Source organism: Bartonella sp. AU16XJBT (assembly GCF_028618665.1).
Lineage (GTDB): Bacteria > Pseudomonadota > Alphaproteobacteria > Rhizobiales > Rhizobiaceae > Bartonella.
The window spans coordinates 179,217-199,584 of the sequence record NZ_JAQITF010000002.1 but is presented as its reverse complement, the minus strand read 5'-3'; the positions used below and the strand labels follow the sequence as shown (position 1 = coordinate 199,584).

The 20,368-nt window shown below is 33.5% G+C and carries 17 protein-coding genes and 1 tRNA gene; 13 read left to right on the top strand and 5 right to left on the bottom strand.

Annotation, left to right across the window (positions count from 1 at the left end; all coding sequences use genetic code 11):
* Positions 1–252: 252 nt before the first annotated feature.
* Complete coding sequence (gene rimO / locus PVV66_RS01990; protein ID WP_273718401.1) at positions 253–1,566, bottom strand: 30S ribosomal protein S12 methylthiotransferase RimO; 1,314 nt, start codon at positions 1,564–1,566, stop codon at positions 253–255.
* Positions 1,567–2,039: 473 nt separating this feature from the next.
* On the bottom strand, positions 2,040–2,753 hold the full coding sequence (gene lexA / locus PVV66_RS01985; RefSeq protein ID WP_273718399.1) for a transcriptional repressor LexA: 714 nt from the start codon (positions 2,751–2,753) through the stop codon (positions 2,040–2,042).
* Positions 2,754–4,126: 1,373 nt separating this feature from the next.
* On the opposite strand from lexA, the gene PVV66_RS01980 reads away from it, so the two are divergent.
* From PVV66_RS01980 to PVV66_RS01940, 9 genes are all read left to right on the top strand, one after another.
* Positions 4,127–4,202, top strand: a tRNA-Lys gene (locus tag PVV66_RS01980).
* A 586-nt stretch (positions 4,203–4,788) separates the two neighbouring features.
* The gene (locus PVV66_RS01975; RefSeq protein ID WP_273718397.1) at positions 4,789–5,685 is read left to right on the top strand and encodes a septal ring lytic transglycosylase RlpA family protein; all 897 of its coding nucleotides are present in this window, start codon (positions 4,789–4,791) and stop codon (positions 5,683–5,685) included.
* Positions 5,686–6,731: 1,046 nt separating this feature from the next.
* Positions 6,732–7,895, top strand: coding sequence for a D-alanyl-D-alanine carboxypeptidase family protein (locus PVV66_RS01970; protein ID WP_273718396.1), 1,164 nt, complete (start codon positions 6,732–6,734; stop codon positions 7,893–7,895).
* A gap of 30 nt (positions 7,896–7,925) precedes the next feature.
* A complete protein-coding gene (gene tmk, locus PVV66_RS01965) occupies positions 7,926–8,570 on the top strand; it encodes a dTMP kinase (protein WP_273718394.1) in 645 nt (214 codons plus the stop codon).
* Positions 8,567–9,613 (top strand): DNA polymerase III subunit delta', encoded by a 1,047-nt coding sequence (locus PVV66_RS01960; protein ID WP_273718392.1) that lies wholly within the window; start codon positions 8,567–8,569, stop codon positions 9,611–9,613. The genes tmk and PVV66_RS01960 overlap by 4 nt, the downstream gene beginning before the upstream one ends.
* Positions 9,614–9,689: 76 nt before the next feature.
* The gene (gene metG / locus PVV66_RS01955; protein ID WP_273718390.1) at positions 9,690–11,249 is read left to right on the top strand and encodes a methionine--tRNA ligase; all 1,560 of its coding nucleotides are present in this window, start codon (positions 9,690–9,692) and stop codon (positions 11,247–11,249) included.
* Positions 11,239–12,012: a TatD family hydrolase gene (locus PVV66_RS01950; RefSeq protein WP_273718388.1), complete on the top strand. Its 774-nt coding sequence runs from the start codon at positions 11,239–11,241 to the stop codon at positions 12,010–12,012. The genes metG and PVV66_RS01950 overlap by 11 nt, the downstream gene beginning before the upstream one ends.
* Before the next feature lie 10 nt (positions 12,013–12,022).
* The gene (locus PVV66_RS01945; protein WP_273718386.1) at positions 12,023–12,832 is read left to right on the top strand and encodes an MBL fold metallo-hydrolase; all 810 of its coding nucleotides are present in this window, start codon (positions 12,023–12,025) and stop codon (positions 12,830–12,832) included.
* Positions 12,833–12,947: 115 nt separating this feature from the next.
* Positions 12,948–13,307 carry a hypothetical protein gene (locus PVV66_RS01940; RefSeq protein ID WP_273718385.1) on the top strand — a complete coding sequence of 120 codons (360 nt, stop codon included), beginning with the start codon at positions 12,948–12,950 and terminating at the stop codon, positions 13,305–13,307.
* A 391-nt stretch (positions 13,308–13,698) separates the two neighbouring features.
* Here the strand turns inward: PVV66_RS01940 and PVV66_RS01935 are convergent, their stop codons facing one another.
* The 3 genes from PVV66_RS01935 to pcsA are packed head-to-tail and all read right to left on the bottom strand — an operon-like array spanning position 13,699 to position 15,996.
* Complete coding sequence (locus tag PVV66_RS01935; protein WP_273718383.1) at positions 13,699–14,112, bottom strand: DUF6163 family protein; 414 nt, start codon at positions 14,110–14,112, stop codon at positions 13,699–13,701.
* Entirely contained in the window at positions 14,109–15,155 is a 1,047-nt protein-coding gene (locus PVV66_RS01930; RefSeq protein WP_273718381.1) for an enoyl-CoA hydratase/isomerase family protein, read from the bottom strand. Before PVV66_RS01930 ends, PVV66_RS01935 begins: the two co-directional genes overlap by 4 nt.
* 22 nt (positions 15,156–15,177) lie before the next feature.
* Positions 15,178–15,996, bottom strand: coding sequence for a phosphatidylcholine synthase (gene pcsA, locus PVV66_RS01925; protein ID WP_273718379.1), 819 nt, complete (start codon positions 15,994–15,996; stop codon positions 15,178–15,180).
* A 178-nt stretch (positions 15,997–16,174) separates the two neighbouring features.
* On the opposite strand from pcsA, the gene PVV66_RS01920 reads away from it, so the two are divergent.
* From PVV66_RS01920 to sodC, 4 genes are all read left to right on the top strand, one after another.
* Positions 16,175–17,416 (top strand): UbiH/UbiF family hydroxylase, encoded by a 1,242-nt coding sequence (locus PVV66_RS01920; RefSeq protein WP_273718376.1) that lies wholly within the window; start codon positions 16,175–16,177, stop codon positions 17,414–17,416.
* A gap of 1,042 nt (positions 17,417–18,458) precedes the next feature.
* Positions 18,459–18,803, top strand: coding sequence for a hypothetical protein (locus PVV66_RS01915; protein WP_273718374.1), 345 nt, complete (start codon positions 18,459–18,461; stop codon positions 18,801–18,803).
* Positions 18,781–19,137 carry a hypothetical protein gene (locus PVV66_RS01910; RefSeq protein ID WP_273718372.1) on the top strand — a complete coding sequence of 119 codons (357 nt, stop codon included), beginning with the start codon at positions 18,781–18,783 and terminating at the stop codon, positions 19,135–19,137. Before PVV66_RS01915 ends, PVV66_RS01910 begins: the two co-directional genes overlap by 23 nt.
* 443 nt (positions 19,138–19,580) lie before the next feature.
* Positions 19,581–20,108 carry a superoxide dismutase [Cu-Zn] SodC gene (gene sodC, locus PVV66_RS01905; RefSeq protein WP_273718370.1) on the top strand — a complete coding sequence of 176 codons (528 nt, stop codon included), beginning with the start codon at positions 19,581–19,583 and terminating at the stop codon, positions 20,106–20,108.
* The last annotated feature ends 260 nt before the right edge of the window (positions 20,109–20,368 follow it).

The window sequence follows — 20,368 nt, the reverse complement described above, 5'->3', positions numbered from 1 at the left end:
GATTTTATTTTATCTTATCCTGTTGTGCAATAAAACATCTCGTCATTTAGGGTGGTGAACCAAAATGATATAAGCACTTGATAAATTAAGTATTTTTAGAGTGTATAGCAAAAACTCAAGGCAGGAATTATCCGTAAATCCTCATGAAGTGAGTCACATAAGTGATCGCGCCCTATTGTGAGCAGTTGTTTTTTTATAAACTGTCTCTGATCAGAAACTTTGTCATTGGGGATGGGAATAAGTTAAATTTTTTCAAACTGCTATACCATAAAGGTCATAGGCATCCGATTGTTCGATTTTAACGGTGACAAATTCACCGATACGTAAGGGGCGTCGTGATGATATATGGACAACACCATCTATTTCTGGAGCATCGTATTGACTACGTCCTTTGGCAACTTTTCCTTGACTTTCATCGATAAGGACTTGGAGTCTTTTTCCAATTTTTTTCTTTAAAAGATGTGTCGAAATTTGTTGTTGTTTTGCCATAAAACGATGCCAGCGATTTTCTTTCACGTCCTCAGGAATATTTTCTAATCCCAAATCATTTGCTACGGCCCCTTTTACTTCTTCATATTTAAAGCATCCAGCGCGTTCAATTTTTGCTTCTTCTAGCCATTCTAGCAGCATATTAAAATCTTCACTCGATTCACCTGGAAATCCAACAATAAATGTTGATCGCAAAGTAAGATCTGGACATATTTTTCGCCACTTTTCAATTCTACGGTTTATTTTTTCCATAAGAGCAGGACGCTTCATATGACGCAAAACAGTCGGTGATGCATGCTGAAAAGGAATATCCAGATAAGGGAGAATTTTTTTCGCAGCCATAAGTTCGATAACTTCATCCACATGAGGATAAGGATAAACGTAATGCATACGTACCCAAATACCCATATCACCTAGTTCACGACAAAGATCAAAAAACTTTGTTTTAATTGTACGATCTTTCCAAGAATTTTCGAGATATTTAAGATCAATACCATAAGCGCTCGTATCTTGTGAAATAACCAAAAGTTCTTTTACACCCGCTTGTACGAGTTTTTCAGCTTCGCGAAGAACGTCACTAATGGGGCGTGAAGTGAGATCACCACGCAGTGTAGGGATGATACAAAAACTACACCTGTTAGAGCATCCTTCAGAAATCTTTAAGTAGGCGTAATGGCGAGGTGTTAAACGAATACCTTGGGGAGGAACTAAATCAATAAACGGATCATGAATTGGAGGAATTGCTGTATGAACAGCTTCTATAACACTTTCATAAGCTTGCGGTCCTGTAATAGCTAATACATTTGGATAGGTTTGACGAATAACATCAGGATCAGCACCAAGACAACCAGTCACAATAACTTTGCCATTTTTTTTGAGCGCTTCATCAATATTGGCTAATGATTCTTTTCTGGCAGAATCAAGAAAACCACAGGTATTTACAATAACGACATCAGCTCCTTGATGTTGACGTGAAATCTCATACCCTTCAGAGCGGAGGCTTGTAATAATTCGCTCAGAATCTACGAGTGCTTTTGGGCATCCGAGGGAGACAAAACTAATACGAGGTGCTACCATGATGATCCTATAATTACTATGAACGATTGAGTTCCGCTTTTATTGACTTAAAAAGTAAAAAATGTTTTTTATTTTTATATATAACAATCTGTTACAAATTTATTTGATTTTTTTCTACAATATTTTATGTGATTTTATACTGGCATACGATTTTAACTTATTATACCGTAAAATACCGTCGTTGAGGATGATGATATAAGACAGACTCCTTCAAAGTATTCAAGCTCTTTTAGAGTACGTAGTGAATATTTTAAGCTTACTTGTCGAGCCTTCCATCATCGAAAAACATAAGAGGGAAGGAGGAATCCGTTCGATAAGGATTTGGATTGTTTATAGACCAAACTGGAGGCATCCTTTTCCTTTGGCTATGGGGAGAAAGTCAATTGCGTGTGACACAATAAAAAATACTTAACAGATTCTTTTACTCTATTTTATTGGCGTATGTATAGCGTATTATAAAATAGGGTTGTTTTTTAATATTTGCGAATAAGACCGGTAAGTTTGCCTTGTATTTCTACACGCTCGGATTTGTATGTACGTACTTCGTAATGAGGATTAGCGGCTTCTAATGCAACAGAGGTTCCTTTGCGTCGATAACGTTTTAATGTTGCCTCTTTTTTATCAATAAATGCGACAATAATTTCACCTGATATTGCTGTATTTTGACGTTTCACAATAATTGTATCTTTATCAAAGATACCAGCTTCCACCATAGAATTATCTTTAACTTCTAATGCATAGTGCTCACCTGTATTAACCATATCGTGTGGAAGAGAAAGTGTACTTGTTTGTTGAAGTATGGCAGAGACAGGCACGCTTGCAGAAATACGTCCCATAATGGGAATAGTGATATTTTTTATTTCTTCTACCTCAAAGTTACCAAGATTAGTCAAGTTTTTTGATATTTCCCTTTTATTTTTTTCTATCATACTGGGAGAAATCTTACGTGCTAGAGAAAGGTTAAATGTTATTCTCTCGGGGAGTCGAATCACCTCCACTGCACGAGCGCGATTGGGCAAACGGCGTATAAAACCTCGTTGTTCTAAGGCTATAATGAGCTTATGAATGCCTGACTTTGAAGAAAGTTCTAAAGCATTTTTCATTTCTTCAAAAGAAGGAGGAACACCAGTTTCTTTTATATGATTGTGAATAAATAAGAGGAGCTCATATTGTTTACATGTCAGCATTCAATCTTCCAATCAAAAAAATAAAAAAATTTATAGTAAAAAATACGTGTATATATAATAATTCTACAATTTTTTCGCTAAATCAAAATTATTTGCTTTATTTTTGACCTTATAAGTGAAGTTAATTAGGCAATCTATTTATTTAGAGACATATTTAAGGTATGATAGGTATGGAATTTTACTTTAATAAAGTTATCATAATATTTCTTATATATTGTAAAAACACATTAATATTAAATAATATATAAAAAATATTTTATAGCTCTGACTGAATTACCCTACACTAAATTTTATGGTCAGAGTGTTATCCTTCTATTTTTTAATAGATCTACGTATTTTATCATTTCTCGTATAAAAAGTTAAATAGAATACATTCTTTCAATAGCGACTTTATGTGTATTTAGAATTATTTTATGTGTATTTAGAATCATTTCGCATATTGTTTCTGTTTTTTTATTTTTTAGTCAAATTATCTACAGCTACAATAATGAGCATAATTTATAGTCATGTCTGATATTTTCAATGAAACTAAATTTTTTTGCTTCATATCTGCCTTATTCTATAGAATAATTGGCTATTGTTATAGAATCATTGTACGTGAGTAAAAGTCATATCTTCAAAATGCCATTATTGCTCATTCGCATATTTGTTTTTAAAAAGATATCTCTCAATGTGCCTGCTTCCATCAAAATGATCTTGCAAATAACATAAAATCTTTTGAGCAACGCTATCTTCATATCTCAAAAGTCTACACCACCATACTATTTTGTCCGCCCCTTATGTTGCAATAATTTTTGGTTGTTGAAAGGACATACAAGAGGCATTTTCATTTCTTTTTTTAATCGTTTTATTCTTCTCCTTGTGTTGAGTAAGCAAATGATTTTTATTATTTTAATATAAAAAGAACAAAAGAATTTGATATGAGAAAATCTTACGGTATTCAGATCTCTCACTCGAGTGATAAAATGATAAATTATTATAAATCAATGGGATATATTATAAATCTCTATTTATATTTGAAAATTGAAAACTAAGACATAAAGATATAAAAATAAACTATAGTAAGAAGTATTTTTCTGCTCTATCCATGATGCTTAACAGCCCATGTGTGGAGGAAGAGGGGGGCTTATAATTTTACCATTTCGAATCTATGAGATATTTTTATCGTTAGATTATTTCTTTATCGAGATTTCAAAAAGAAGATCAAAGAGTAACTTTACAATGACGAGGAAAGGGAAAAAACGGAAAATTATTGATAACTGGAAAAAAATAATAATATTTTTTCAAAAGGTGTTGACCAAATGAAAAGTCAACCGTATGTTCCCTTCACTTTCTACAAATTATATAGTCTGCAAACTAGATAGCTTGTGTGAGAGCGCGTAGCTCAGCTGGTAGAGCAACTGACTTTTAATCAGTAGGTCCAGGGTTCGAATCCCTGCGCGCTCACCAACTTTAAATAATATCAATAAACTATACAGAAGTTTGAGAATCTTTGTTATTTTGATTCTTTTTAGTTTTTTTGACTGCCCTAATTCTTTTTGAGATTTTTTGATTGATTCTATAGTCGATTATTTTTTATCAGCTGTTTTTATATAGAGCGTTTTTTCTCCAACCCAAAAGTGCTTTATGTTTATGAAACAATTAAACCTGTGCTGATAGCACGTATAGCTACTCGTTTTCGCAATTCATGGGCTGTGCTTTAATACCCGCTGCATTATATGGAACAAGCTGGTAAAATCGTCATACTTATTCACAGTTTGTGTTTATTCACAGCTTATCTTATAAGATGATTTTATATAATAACATATTGATTTATCTATTTTTTTATTTTCTAACGTTTTTATAAAGTGCATTTATTTCTCATGACAATCATAAAATGGTTAACAATGTGTTAATTTTTTGATAAAAGGGGCGAATTCAAGGGTGGTATATGCGCGAGGGGTATCATTTAAAAACGTGAATTCTCCTATCGCGTACAAAAAGCGTGACGTGGTTTTTACAGTAGTACTTAACAAAAACTAAGTGGACTGAATAGATGCCTTCAAATAGTAAAAAGAAATTTACTTCTATTATTAAACCGACATTTCAATTATTTTCTATGATCGTCATTTCTCTGTCATTGGTGTCTTGTTGCGCAAGCGAAACTATGCATTTTTCAATAAAAGATTCCTATCAGAATAAACCAATTGACGTAAATACTTCTGTTCTCCCGAAACAAATGTCCAATAACAGAAATCAATCAGAAGAAAAAAGGCGTGGACGAGCAGTTGTTGGTAAACCTTACCAAATAAAAGGAAAGTGGTATTACCCTGAAAATGATCCAACGTATAAACGTGTTGGTGAAGCATCATGGTATGGTTCAGACTTTCATGGGCGTTTAACTGCCAACGGTGAAATTTACGACATGAATCTTCTGACTGCTGCTCATCCTACAATGCCTTTACCTAGCTATGCTCGTGTTACTAATTTGAAAAATGGATCTTCACTCATTGTTAGAGTGAATGATCGCGGACCTTTTATGAAAGATCGTATCATTGATTTATCAAAGCAAGCTGCGGCAATACTTGGTTATGTGGATAGGGGAGTCGCAGATGTTAAAGTAGAGTATATTGCTGAAGCGCCCATTGGCTACTATGATGGTGCATATTTAATGGCCTCTTATACTCCTGGAAATTCTGCCTCATATTCATTAGCGTTGGAAAATGTTTCGAAAAAAAGAGAAACTGCTTTGTTCAAGGAGCGCAATACAGGAAACAAAGAAGAATTAGCTAAAGCCTCCTCTGTTTCACAAGAACAGCGCAATAAAACTGTTTCAGTAAAATTGCCAGAAATTGGTCCTATCATGGTTGATAAACCGGTACCATTCGATCAAGTTGCTTCTATAAATAAGCTAAACAAAAGAACAAAGATTAATTGGCTACAACTGTTTTGAGAAAAAATATGTTAATTTTTAATCGATATCATTTTCAAATAAAAAGTGATGAAAAAAGGTCGAGGTTGAGTGTTATCATTAATAATTTAATACGTCTCTCCAATCCATTGCCAGTCTATTTTTGATTTTATGACAGTGTTTGCTGATAAAGCGCGTGTTTTTTTCTGCTATAATGGCTTTTGTCAAATGAGAAAAGCCGGATTGTGTGAGTCTGTTTGTGTAATCTCTGAAACGACTATACAATCTAATTGGGAAAGAATATAAAGTCTAAAAAGCAAAAGATATTTCCTTTTGATTCTGACTTTGCGGCCTTCGAAAGCATAAGGGTAATATCTTATGAGGAGATTATGCATTGTTTTATGCTTTTTTATCGATTTCTTAATAGCATAACACCCTTCACGTAAACTGAACAACCTCAAAAAAAATACACTTTTGTATTGTCTGTTCACATGTGCTCATTTTCCATTTTAAAGAGGTATATCTGGCTCTCAAGCCCATTTTATGACAGCTTTCCTGAATAGTAGAATGTAAAGCCATTAGGCATCATAGTCTTTACACGTATGAAGATATAAACTGACACCATCATACATTTTGCAAAGCTTTTATGTTTTGCAATACCTTGGGACTTGAGAGATTTATAAAAAGTATTTTTATTCTCTCTTTAATAATCTTAATCTTCACCCCTATACTAACCTTGCTTATGAAGAATAAAAAAAAGCGATTTTAATTGCTTTAAAGAGGTGGGATGATGAGAGAATTTTACAGTATTTTGGTCAGCTTAAATTTTAAAAATTAATAATTTATCATAAATAAATCAATGTACTGGAAATAAAAAAGCTAAAAAGTCTTTTTTGTCTTTCATGCTTTAAAATGTTAATATTAGCTCTTGCGTGGAAGATAAAAAATATATCATTTTACTTTTGCTCATGCTGAATGAAAATAAAATCTTTTCTTGAGTTATCAATAATTCCTCAATTTGCGGAAATAAGAGAGTTTTTTCCTATATAGTGATTCTCTATGCTAATCTTTGGATGGGAGGAGTGGCTATGTATACAGTATTAAGGATCTTACTGATCTTATGGGGGATGTTGGTATTTAATACGTGGGGGAGAGCGCAAGATTTTCAAATTTCCGCTTCACAAGTGTTGTTACTAGATGATGATACAGAGACAATACTTTATGAAAAACAAACTGATATTCCTTTTTTTCCTGCTTCATTAGCAAAATTGATGACAGCGGAAGTCATCTTTCATCAATTAAAAGAAGGATTGTTACAGAATTCCCAAAAATTTAAGGTCAGTGAAAATGCTTGGCGCAAGGGTGGGGCACCTTCTGGTACAACCACTATGTTTGCAAAAATAAAGACAGAAATTAGTGTTTCTGATCTTTTGCGTGGTTTAATTATTGTTAATGGAAATGATGCTGCTATTATTCTGGCTGAAGGAATATCAGGAGATGAAGCCCATTTTGCACAGCTGATGAATCAGCGCGCTAAAATAATTGGTTTATCTCAGAGCCATTTTGTTAATGCAACAGGGCTTCCCGAGGAGGGACAATTTGTAACCGTGCACGATATGATTATATTAGCGCGCCATATTGCTCACGAATATCCGGATTATTATGCACTTTATCGTGAGCCTCATTTTACGTGGAATAATATTTTTCAACGGAATAAAAACCCTCTTATTTCTAAGGAAATTGGTGTAGAAGGATTTGGCTTTGGCTACAGCGAAAAAGAAGGATTTTCAATGGTTGCCACCATTTATAAAAATCATCGACGTCTTTTTTTAGCAATCAATGGTTTGCAAGATGGTAAAAAACATACAACGGAAATAGAACGCATTCTTCAATGGGGAATAACGGCTTTTGATCTCAAAACGATTTTCACAAAAGGGGAAACGGTTGGTCGTGCTTCTGTTTATGGTGGGAAGCAAAATTTTGTTCCACTTATTGTTAAAAAACCGATAAGTTTTATGCTTTCCAATGAAAAAGAAGTCAACGTTAAAGCAAGAATTAAATATCATGGTCCATTGAAAGCTCCCATCGTTTCAGGACAACCCGTTGGCGTTATTCAAATTTTAGAAGATAAAAAGGTTCTTTTGGAAAAACCAGTTTTTGCCGAAGTGGATGTTCAGGAAGGAAGTTTCTTTACAAAAGTAAAAGATGCATTCTATGAAATAACAATTGGATGGTTACGGAAATATTTGTAGTTACGCGCTAATAAGGGTTAAGGTTTATACGTGTCAGGTTATTTTATTACATTTGAAGGAGGGGACGGGGTAGGAAAAACAGTGCAGATTTCTTTACTTGCTGAATATCTCTCTCACCAAGGTTATGATGTTATTACAACACGAGAACCAGGAGGAACAGCAGGGGCAGAAGCAATCCGGCATATTTTGTTGTCGGGGCAGGCACAGCAGTATGGACCATTGATTGAAGCGGTTTTGTTTACTGCGGCACGCGCCGACCATATCGCCGAGGTTATCGCGCCTTCTTTGCAAAAAGGTAAAATCGTTTTATGTGACCGCTTTATTGATTCTACACGGGTCTATCAAGGGCTCAATGAGACAGTCAATACTTCTCTTCTTTCTATCTTAGAGTGTATTGCGCTTAATGGTATCATGCCTCATTTAACATTTTTATTAGATATGCCAGCAGCGTGTGGTATAAAGCGTGCAAATTTGCGAAGAAAAAAAACTGAAGAAATCGATCATTTTGAAAAAGACCCGCTGGAAACCCAAGAACAAAGGCGTCAAGCTTTTCTTCAATTGGCTAAACAAGAGTCACAGAGATTTCGAGTCATTGATGCTACTGGCTCAGTGGAAGTCATTGCGCATCAAATAAAAAATATTTGTCATCAGGTATTGTTGGATCAATTTTCATGAGTGATGTAATAAATATTTTACGACAATATGATGATATTGATACAATTTTATCGCCGTCCCAGAATAATGTTATCTTTGGTCATGAAGATGTTCGTCACTTTTTGGCAGAAATGCTTAAAGAAGAGCGTTTGCACCATGCTTTATTATTCGAAGGGGAATATGGAATTGGAAAGGCGACATTAGCGTTTCATCTTGCTTGGAATATTTTAAGTTCTCAAAAGAAAAATTTCCTAAAACCCGATCCTCATTCTACTTCATGGCGCCAAATTACACAAGGAAGTCACCCTGGTCTTTTGTATATTTCACGTCGATTTGATGTAAAAACACAAAAGTTTAAAACAGGAATACTCATTGATGATATCCGTGATATTATGCATTTTTTAAGCCGAACATCGCAAGATAATGGATGGCGTATTGTTATTATTGATTCCGCAGATGATATGAACAGAAATGCAGCAAATGCAATTCTTAAAATACTTGAAGAACCTCCTGCAAAGACGCTCTTTATTATTATCGCACATTCTTCAGGCAAATTGCTTCCAACAATTCATTCACGCTGTCAAAAAATTTCTTTTCGCCCACTGTGTCATGATGAAATGAAAAAAGTCATTACACATATTTTCACCAATCAGGATTTACCTGATGAAAAAACAATTGAAATGATCATTAAAAAATCCAAAGGAAGCCCTCGAAAAGCTGCTTTATTTATTCGCCATGGCGGTCTTGAAATTATTAAAACGATTGATGCCCTTCTAAAACAACCTGTTTGTAACGCAACGATTGTACACACGCTTGCACAAACATTCTCATCTGTTTCTTCCCCCTTCCAATTTCAACAATTTTGTGATGAAATTCTTGATAAAATTCAACAAAAAGCTATCATGTTCGTTGAAAAAGGAAACTTATTTCTCTCAAAAAAATATGCGCAAAAATGGCAAGAGATTCATCAAGAAATAGAGGAAATACAACTGTTTAATCTTGATAAGAAGCAGTTTGTTATTAACTTACTTTTTAGAGTTCATAAGATTATTCATGAGGATTAGTTTTTCCGTGACAATGTGATGAACAGGCGTTATGTCATTGTATCTTTTATTTATAGCGTTTTACAGTGAGTATGACATGCGTGACACATATTACATAACAACTCCTATTTTTTATCCTAATGGTAATCCGCATATTGGACATGCCTATAGTGCCATTGCAAGTGATGTCTTAGCCCGCTTTCAACGATTAAACGGAAAAAAGGTATTTTTTCTTTCTGGTACAGATGAGCATGGTTTAAAGATGCAACAAACCGCAGCAGTATTGGGCATAACACCTCAACAACTTGCAGATCGTAATAGTGCTGTATTTCAAAAAATGCTTGCGGTATTAAATTGTTCTAACGATGATTTCATCCGTACAACAGAAGAGCGCCATTATCAAGCTTGTCAAGAAATTTGGAAAAAGATGGAAGAAAATGGCGATATTTATCTCGGCCGTTATACGGGTTGGTATTCGGTTCGCCAAGAAGCCTATTATGAAGAGAAAGATACGGAAGTTGGACCAGATAATATCCGTCGCGAAAAAGAATTAGGTTCTCCCGTTGAATGGAATGAAGAAGAAAGTTATTTTTTTAGACTTTCTCGTTATGAAAAAGCTCTTCTTGAATATTATGAAAAACATCCTGATTTTATTGCTCCCCTTGAGCGGCGTAATGAAATTATAAGTTTTATCAAATCAGGTTTAAAAGATATTTCTATTTCACGGGCAAGTTTTAATTGGGGGATTGCTGTTCCTGAAAATCCCAAACACGTGATGTATGTTTGGGTTGATGCGCTTACAAATTATCTATCAGCAATTGATTTTTTTAATAAAAATTCAAAAAAATGTGATTTTTGGCCTGCAAATACGCATATTATTGGTAAGGATATTATTCGTTTTCATGCCGTCTATTGGCCGGCATTTTTAATGTCTGCGGGAATTGAATTACCTAAAAATATTTTTGCACATGGTTTTTTACTTAATCGTGGTGCCAAAATGTCAAAATCTGTTGGAAATGTCATTGATCCTTTTGAAATGATTGATCATTACGGTCTTGATCAGGTTCGTTATTTTCTTCTCCGTGAAGTACCCTTTGGACAAGACGGTAGTTATAACCATGAAAGCCTTATGAACCGTATTAATGCCGATCTTGCTAATGACCTTGGTAATTTAGCACAGCGTTCTTTATCTATGATTGCCAAAAATTGTGATGCAAAGGTTCCTAGACCCGCTACATTTTTAGTTCAAGATAAACAGCTTTTAGAACAATCTCTTCAAGTGCTTGAAACTGTACACCAAGCGATGTCTTCTCATAGTATGCATTTAGCTCTTTCAGCTATTTTTTCAACTGTAGCAGATGCCAACCGCTATTTTGCCAACGAACAACCTTGGAGTTTACGGAAAAATGATCCAGAGCGATTTTCTACAGTTCTTTATATAACTGTAGAAATCTTGCGACGAATAGGAATTATGCTTTTGCCTTTCATCCCCCAATCAGCAGCAAAACTTCTTGATAGCCTTGCGGTTGCTGAAGATGATCGGTTGTTGTATCATATAAGTCATGCAAAAATTCAAGAAGGACTTGATCTTCCACCGCCAGAACCGATTTTTCCTCGTTATGTCTTGAAGAAAGAAGATTCTCATCATGCTCATTGATACACATTGTCATCTTGATTTTGAAGATTTTTCACAAGATTTGGATAATGTTATCCAACGAGCTTTAGATGCTGACGTTAGACGTATGATAACAATTTCAACCCATGTTCGTAAGTTAGATAAGCTGTTAGCCATAGCACAAAGCTATGATCAAGTCTTTTGTTCCGTTGGAACACACCCCAATCATGCGCATGAAGAACAAAATATTACAGCCAAAGAGCTTATACAGCTCTCAAAGCACCCTAAAATAGTTGCGTTTGGGGAAGGGGGGCTTGATTACCATTATGATTATTCTACACCAGAAGAGCAAAAGAAAGTTTTCCAAGAACATATCATTGCTTCTCGAGAAACACAGATTCCTCTTGTTATACATTCACGCAATGCAGATATTGATATGGAGAAAATCTTACGCGAACAGATAAAGGAAGGGGCTTTTCCCTTTATTCTTCATTGTTATTCCTCTGGAATACAGCTTGCTCGCGCTGGCATTGAACTTGGTGGTTATATTTCTTTTTCAGGTATTCTTACTTTTAAAAACGCATTTGAAATCCGTGAAATAGCAAAAATTGTGCCCCATGAGTGTTTATTGGTGGAAACAGATGCACCATTTTTAGCCCCCACTCCTCATCGAGGAAAAACCAATGAACCATCTTTTGTATGCTATACAGCAGCTGTTTTGGCTGAAACAATTGGCCTAAGCATTGAAGAAACAGCTCAAATAACAACGCGTAATGCTTTTCGTTTATTTAGCAAAATGAAATAAGGCAAAGGGTATGTTTGATCGATACCGATTTACAATATTAGGCTGTGGTCCTTCTCCAGGAGTCCCACGCCCCAATGGTGATTGGGGAGCTTGTGATCCGAATAACCCTAAAAATAAACGCTACAGAAGTTCTTTATTAGTTGAACGCATTAAACCATCAGGAAAAAAAACAACAGTCGTTATTGATACAGGGCCAGACTTTCGCTCACAAATGATCGATGCGCGTGTAAACCATCTTGATGCTGCACTTTATACGCATTCTCATGCAGATCATATCCACGGTATTGATGATTTACGCAGCTATGCACTTGCACAAAAATGTTTAATCGATATCTATGCAGATAAGTTTACATTAAAACATCTCAAAAATGCTTTCGGATATTGTTTTCAAACGCCAAAAGATTCATCTTATTCGCCTATCTTAAAAGAACATCCTATCGATGAAGATAGTCAATTCATCATTCAAGGGCAGGGTGGAGCAATAACTGTCAGTACACATTTACAATGTCACGGTAATATTCATTCTTTAGGTTTTCGTATTGGGAATGTTGCTTATTGTACAGATGTTAGTGAATTTCCTGAAAAAACATTATCTAAATTAATGGATTTGGATATTCTTATCATTGAAGCTCTTCAATTTAAATCTCATCCGAGTCATTTTTCTGTTGATCAAGCATTACAATGGATAGAATATTTAAAGCCAAAACAAGCTATACTCACACATATGGACAGATCGCTAGATTACAATGAGGTTGTCAATTACGTTCCAGCATACGTAAAACCTGCATATCAAGGGCTTATTTTTGAAACAGAGGCATAAGCTTATTGTAACGTAATATTTCAGGTTAAATAAAAATACTTTTTAAAGATTATCCTTTATTTTGTTTTATTTTTGTCGTAATTGGTGCTTTTTATGTCAAGAATGAGGTTTTTTTATGTATAGATATTTTAAGCGGGGAATATGTATTGTGGCTTTAGCTGTTTCCTTAACAGCATGTGGGGGGCGTTTAGAAAAAAATATTTCAACGACAACATTACATGATGGAGCAATGAGTTGCGCCGATATTCAACGGGAATTTTTTGCTAATAAACGTCAGATTAATGATACAATTGCAGAGCGCTCTAAAGCAAGAAACAAAAATGTAGCTTTAGCAGCAGCAGGTGTTGTATTTGTACCTGCTTTGTTTTTTATGGATGTAAAATCAAGCGAAAGTAATGAAATTTCAGCTTTAAATAATCGTAATGCTGTTTTGAGTGATCTTGCGCGTATGAAACGCTGTAAAATAGCACAATAATTTTTCTTATTTATACTCCGTAATTTTATTATAACTATTTGGTCTTTAAGGGGAATATACTTAAAGACCAATTAAGCAGCATACGCTCTTTAAAATTATAGCCAAATTCATTTTCCATTTTCTCCAAATCTTCCGTAAATTTGGGGCGAGAGGATATATATGTTCTAATAGAGAATTTAGGTGTTTCTATTTGGATTAGAGGCTTTATTTTCTGCATCAGATTATCGCATAATATATATTATGTAACTTTTTTGGAAAGGGTATTTTATAGTATCAGCACTTTGAAATATGAGTTGTTTGGCAATTGTAGCGAATATCTTTTTTAATTTTAAAGACTTGATGACTTTAGATTGAAAACCGATCGTGTTTTATTTTAGCTGGAAAGTTTTAATCACACTCGTTTTTTGTTTTTTACTCTTTTAAAAAAAATCATCATAATTTGTAGGATCACAAAAGCTAAAAATAATATTCCATGAAATAATGGTACAAATGGCTGATCAATAAAATTGGAATAATAGATTGTTATTGTTTCAATCAATGCAGCGCTACACCATAAAATAATGCCCCATAGCGAATACATCCAAAGTCCAATCAAGGCAACAGGATAGAGAATGGCCAATATAGCTGATGCAAATTGCCACTGCCAAGGCATAAGGTCAAAGCGCCATAGAACACCTGGAAAAACACCAACAAGGCGTATCCAATAAAAAACACTCAAACTTAAGCAAATAAGCGCCAAAAAACGTAAATAACAGTTATAAATTAAGTCGATTTTTGAAATCCGTTTTTGTGCACTATTTTTCACAATAATAGCTCTTGTTCAATAGGTTGGAAGTAAGAATTGACCATTTCATCTGTTACATTTGAAAGTTTATCTGGCTGCCATTGAGGTGTTTTGTCCTTATCGATTAACATAGCACGTATCCCTTCATGAAAATCATGTGCATTAATCATATGATGTGCAATGCGGTTTTCAATTTTTATACAATCTTCTAAAGTTCGAGGTATATTTTGTTTCATTTGTTTCCAGATAACTTTTAAACTCATCGGAGAACGTGACTGCAAAATATCATAACATTCTTTAGCAAATAAAATACCTTCATTATTTTTTTTATTAAGCAATTCAAGACATTCTTCTAATGTATTAGCACTAAAACAAGTGTTAATGATACAACGTATTTCATGACTTGTTTCATAGTCTTTTGTAATTGCGCACTCCTCTAAAGCTAAAGTAGGATTTCCTTTCTCAATAACAGCTTTTCTAATTATATCGAATTCAATTTCAGGAACAGCATGTGTTGCTAATCCTAAATTTAAACAATCTCCCCATTTGATACGAGCACCAGTTAATGCAAGATAAATGCCAAAATGATTGGGAAGAGATGGTAAGAAAAAACTTGCACCAACATCTGGAAAAAATCCAATCGCAGCTTCCGGCATTGCAAAAACTGTATTTTCTGTAACAATTCGATGTGAACCATAGAGAGAAATGCCTACCCCTCCTCCCATCCAAATACCGTTTAAGAAAGAGATATAAGGCTTTGAAAAACGTTTAATATAAGCATTTAAACTATATTCATCTCTAAAATATTGATAAGCAGAAGCACTTCTCCCCATATGGTAGATTTCTACAACATCTCCACCAGCACAAAAAGCACGTCCCTCCCCTTCAATTAAGACACAAAAAATATCATTATCCGTTTCCCAGGTCTTGAGAGCTTTTTTTAAAGCGGAAACCATCCGCCCATTAAGAGCATTTAATGCTAAAGGACGTGAGAGTTTTATAATACCAGCACGCCCTTCTTTCGTAAAAGAAATATCATTACCCGCTCCAAAATCAATTTGCATCTCACACCCTTCTTAAAAACAACTAATCAACTGTTTTTTTTATATTTTTTGCCCCAAGTTGAGGAAATATTTGCATAATCGCGCCAATACAATATATATAAATTCCTGTTATTGAAATCCCTATTTTGACCCAATATGGAGCCTCTAATTGATAAAAGAAGGCTGCAACACCAAAGAAACACCATAAGAGAAAAATTGGAAAATTAACTCTCCGTAATCGAAGGACTCTTACAGGATGGATGAAATAAATTGGCAAGAAAGATATAATTGCCGATAAAACAATGATGATAAAAGTAATCCACTCCGCTGGTCTTACGACAAAAAGTGTAAAAACCATCATATTCCAAACAACAGGAAATCCTTTAAAAAAGTTTTCTTTGGTTTTCATACCAGTATCGGCATAATAAATAGCGGATGAAATAACAATGATTGCACTCAATGCAAACGATAACCCTACCCCCATAAAACCACTTTGATAGAGGGCAAAAGCAGGAATTAAAACATAAGTTACATAATCAATGATATTATCTAACAGCTCTCCAGACCATGTTGGAAGTACGTATTTAACATCAAGTTTGCGTGCAATTGGTCCATCTATACCATCAACGAGAAGTGCAAGCCCAAGCCAACAGAACATAGCTGTCCATTCTTTTTGAGATGCCGATATAAGAGAAAGAAACGCTAAAAATGATCCCGAAGCTGTTAGTAAATGAACAGAAAAAGCTTTTGCTTGTGGCATTGTTACTTTTTTATGGCGTAATAATTTAGCGTTTGTTTTAATTTTCTTTGTTAGCTTACGTTTCAAGGCTTTCTTATCCTCGTTTTTAAAGTCTTCATCCATCTACCAATACGCCATTTTACCCATGATATGATTTAGCGTAAAAAAATCATAAAAAGGTTACTTTTTTATATCGCATTATTTATTACATAATATAATAGAAGGGCTTCGTACAATAAAAAGAGAGCAATTATTTGGAAATGTTAAAATATTTGCTCGATGAGGAAAGGCTCAAATCGTTGTGATACTTGAAAAGAAAGAATATAAAGCTATTACTGTTATTGGTGCAGGTCCTGTCGGGATGTTAGCCGCGTTGAGGCTTGCGCATGAAGGTTTTTCTGTTTTTCTTGTTGGGCCCCCTGCTCATACAGATGAGTTACGGACAACAGCTCTTATGATGCCTGCAATACGCACGCTTCAAAAACTCAATATTTGGAATAATCTTCAAAAACAGGCTGCAGCTTTATCGTGCATGAGAATTATAGATATAACTTCCAGGATTGTGCATGCTCCTACGGTGCATTTTTCTTCTGCTGAAATTGGTGAAAAAGCTTTTGGCTATAATATACCCAATGTAGAATTAAACAATGCTTTAGTTGATGCTGTTACACATATGCCCAATATTAAAAGATTTGTTTCTGAAGCCAAATCTTTTAATCATACCAAAAGCCATGTATCTATTACTCTTGCTGATGGTAGAAACATTCAAGCGCCACTTGTTATTGCTGCTGATGGACGTCACTCTCTTACGCGTGCGGCTGCGGGGATAAGTATCAAACAGTGGAACTATCCACAAAAAGCACTTGTTCTCAACTTTTCTCATGAGTTTTCTCATCAAAATACATCAACTGAATTTCATACAGAACATGGTCCATTTACACAGGTTCCGCTACCAGGGCGAAGATCCAGTCTTGTGTGGGTTGTTCACCCTTCTCGAGCTGAGGAGTTATTGAATATAGAATCAAAAGCAATTACAAAAATAATCGAAAACCAAATGCAATCAATGCTTGGAACGCTAACCTTAGAAACATCAATTCAAGCATGGCCGCTTTCAGGGCTTCTCTCTCATCATTTTGCTGCAAATCGAACGATTTTGGTGGGGGAAGCTGCTCATGTTTTCCCCCCTATTGGAGCACAGGGATTAAATTTAGGATTCCGTGATGTTCAAACTTTGATTGATATTCTACCCAATCAAATATCCGATTCTAACTCTGAAATGATTGTTACACGATATAACCAATACCGCAAACCAGATATATTAATCCGAAGTGGAGCTGTTCATACCCTCAACTCTGCTTTGCTTTCTCATATGTTACCTGTTCATATCATGCGCAGTATTGGGCTTGCTCTATTACATCATTGCTCGCCATTACGTAATTTATTTATGCGCGAAGGAATGTATCCTGGTTATGGATTCAAGGAAATGATGCAAATATTCCCAACAAAATCGCCTAAACAAACTCTATTGGGAAATAATGGATAATAACGCAAAATAAATACTAATTTTGTATCTAACTTACTCATGCAAACTAAAAAAGTACATAATGTATAAACAACCAAAGAAATAGTTATTTCTAATAATACATTTTACTAGTACATTTATTGAGTAATAAATGCTATATTCTATCATACGTTTTCTAATGTAAATATTTAAGATTTTTTTAAATTTGAACATATAGAATAATAAAAGATAATTATTTCATTTTATTGATTTGCGCGCTTGTTTTAAAGCAACATCTAGCACTTAAATCTATTTCGCAATAGCGCTTCGTTAATGCTATAAACAAAAAGCTATTAAACCTATCATTTTTATACTTATGAAAGTGCAAATCTGTACACTTCATAGCTTTTTACTCATACACCAGCCCCTTTTTGACATACAAACAAATGATTTTAATTAATTCAGAATAAACAGATTTCAAATGAGAGCAATCATACAATATTCGAAACGCTTATTTAACATACAAAATAATGAGTTATCGTTATAAATCTATGGTTATCAATGAGCAATATAATCGCTCTATGGTTTAATATTGCGCTTTGAAGCATATCTCTTACTGATATGATAAAATTTTTGATTTTCATATTGTTATCAAGCATTTAAAATTCTGTACTGTTTTTTTTACACCATTTTTGTTCTTTCTAAAAAAACAAATTATATTAAAATGACGAAGCATATTTCTTTTAATGTGTATAATAATATATATAAAACTAATATTTATATATCTCATATTTTCTGAAAAAATTACTCTATATATTTAGCATATTGATATGAAGTAAGAGAAAAAATAAATATATTTCTTATAATACTGTATTAAATATCAAACTTATAGATAAAAAAATAATAATATTAATAGTTATTTTATAATATCAATTTTAATAAAAAATAAATAATAAAAAACAGTTTTATTTAATCAATAAATTTTCATTTTTTTGTTAAGTATAATATTAAAAATAAAATAAGCTTGGGAACCTGTTAGCAATACAACGGTTAATGAAGTGTTGTTTCAACAGAGAGTGACAAGATGAAACTAAATAACATTTTAAAATTAAGCATTTTTTTTATGATAATTGTATGTGTTTCATTGATCGTCACGACTTCAATCAGTGAAGTTTTTCATCTTCCTTATTGTCAAACCTTTACCTATAGCTCTACTCAAAATGTCACTAAAATAGGTCAAAATTCATTTACTGCTTCACAAGTTAAAAATTGTCTTATGCAAAATGGTTTTGAGAACATTAAACGATTGCGTTTAGATGACAAAGGAATCTGGCGTGCTTTAGTAAAATTTAAAAAGTCCCATTTTTTTGTATCCGTTGACTATTCAGGAACAGTTAGCATTCAAAATGAAAGAAAAAAATATGATTAATTTTAAAACTTACAGCAATGTTTCTATTGATCATTGTAAGAAAAAAATTTTCAAAAAGTGCTGTCATTCTATTAAAGAATTTGCTTTCATTGGCGGTTTAAATGGTAGCATATCAGGAGTAATCGCAGCAACTCTTGCTACTTATGGTCATATTGCTCTTCCAGGATTTGGTCCATTTATCGCAATGGGTATAGGAGTAGCACTTTCTGCCGGAATGATCATAGGAGCGCTGATAGGATCAGGAATGGGGGGAAGTGTCGGTATATGCTGTATTTTATGGGAAATTTATATGAATCATAATAGTTCTTTCTCTTATAAATTTCACAAAGAATAGAAAGTTCTCGTCATTTTTTCTATGAATAAAACATTAAAATCATCAGCAAATTATATGCTCTGTTTTTTGATGAAACGATCGTCATATTATAAATAAAATAACAACTAACTTATTAAAATTGCTTGCTTAATTGATTATTACACCTTAAAAAAATAGATTTTTTTTAAGCATCTCTTGAAGAAATGTAAGCGAGATATAATTATTCGTTCATAAAAGCTACATTTTTTATAAATCAAAAAACAAGACTTATATTCAGAATATATATAAGAATATACTTTAATTTATTTAGTATTTCTAAGAACTAATTTTATATCTAAGTTATTTTTTTAATTTCAATTTAATACGCTTATTTATATTTAATAATATATATTATTACTAAAATTTTAAGTAATATAATTATTTTTATAGATAAAATTTATTTAAGATAAGTATAAAGGTATCTTATGAAAAAAATATTATTTTTATTATTATTTTTTATGGCATTTTTAATGCATAAAAATGCTGTATTAGCGCTCTCAACAAAAGTAAATATCTATAAACTAGAAGATAATAATTCCAAAAAGGCTATTGGTAGCATTAAAATTGAAGAAAACACATACGGTTTGATTTTCATCCCTAATTTATCTACTTTACCAGAGGGAATGCATGGTTTTCATGTACATGTAAATCCTTCATGTGATACAAAAGATGGCATAATTGGTGGAAGCGCAGGTGGGCATTATGATCCTGAGCATACCGGAAAACATTTAGGACCTTATAATGTCAATGGTCATCTTGGTGATTTACCAGCACTTTATGTTGATAAGCAAGGAAATGCCATAATGAGCATTCTTGCTCCACGATTGAAAAAAATCTCTGAAATTACAGGGCGCTCATTAATAATTCATTTAGGGGCTGATAATCAATCAGATGAACCATTACCGCTTGGCGGAGGTGGTGCACGTTTGGCATGCGGTATTGTTGAAAAATAAAAAGCGTATTGTGGTAAACTGTATCGTATGCTTTTCACTTTATCATAAGATGTGATAGAAATTTATTTTTTAAATCCACTTCAAGAGATTAAATAAACTATTCACATAGTTTATTTAATCGATATTTCTTTTTGAATGTTTAATACAGATGATAAAGCAGTTAACAATAATAAAAACAAAAAGCAGTCGAAACTAAAGAAATAGCAGTGTAAATTTTCCGAAAGAAGACTTAAATATGAAAAAATATTTTTAGTAATTGA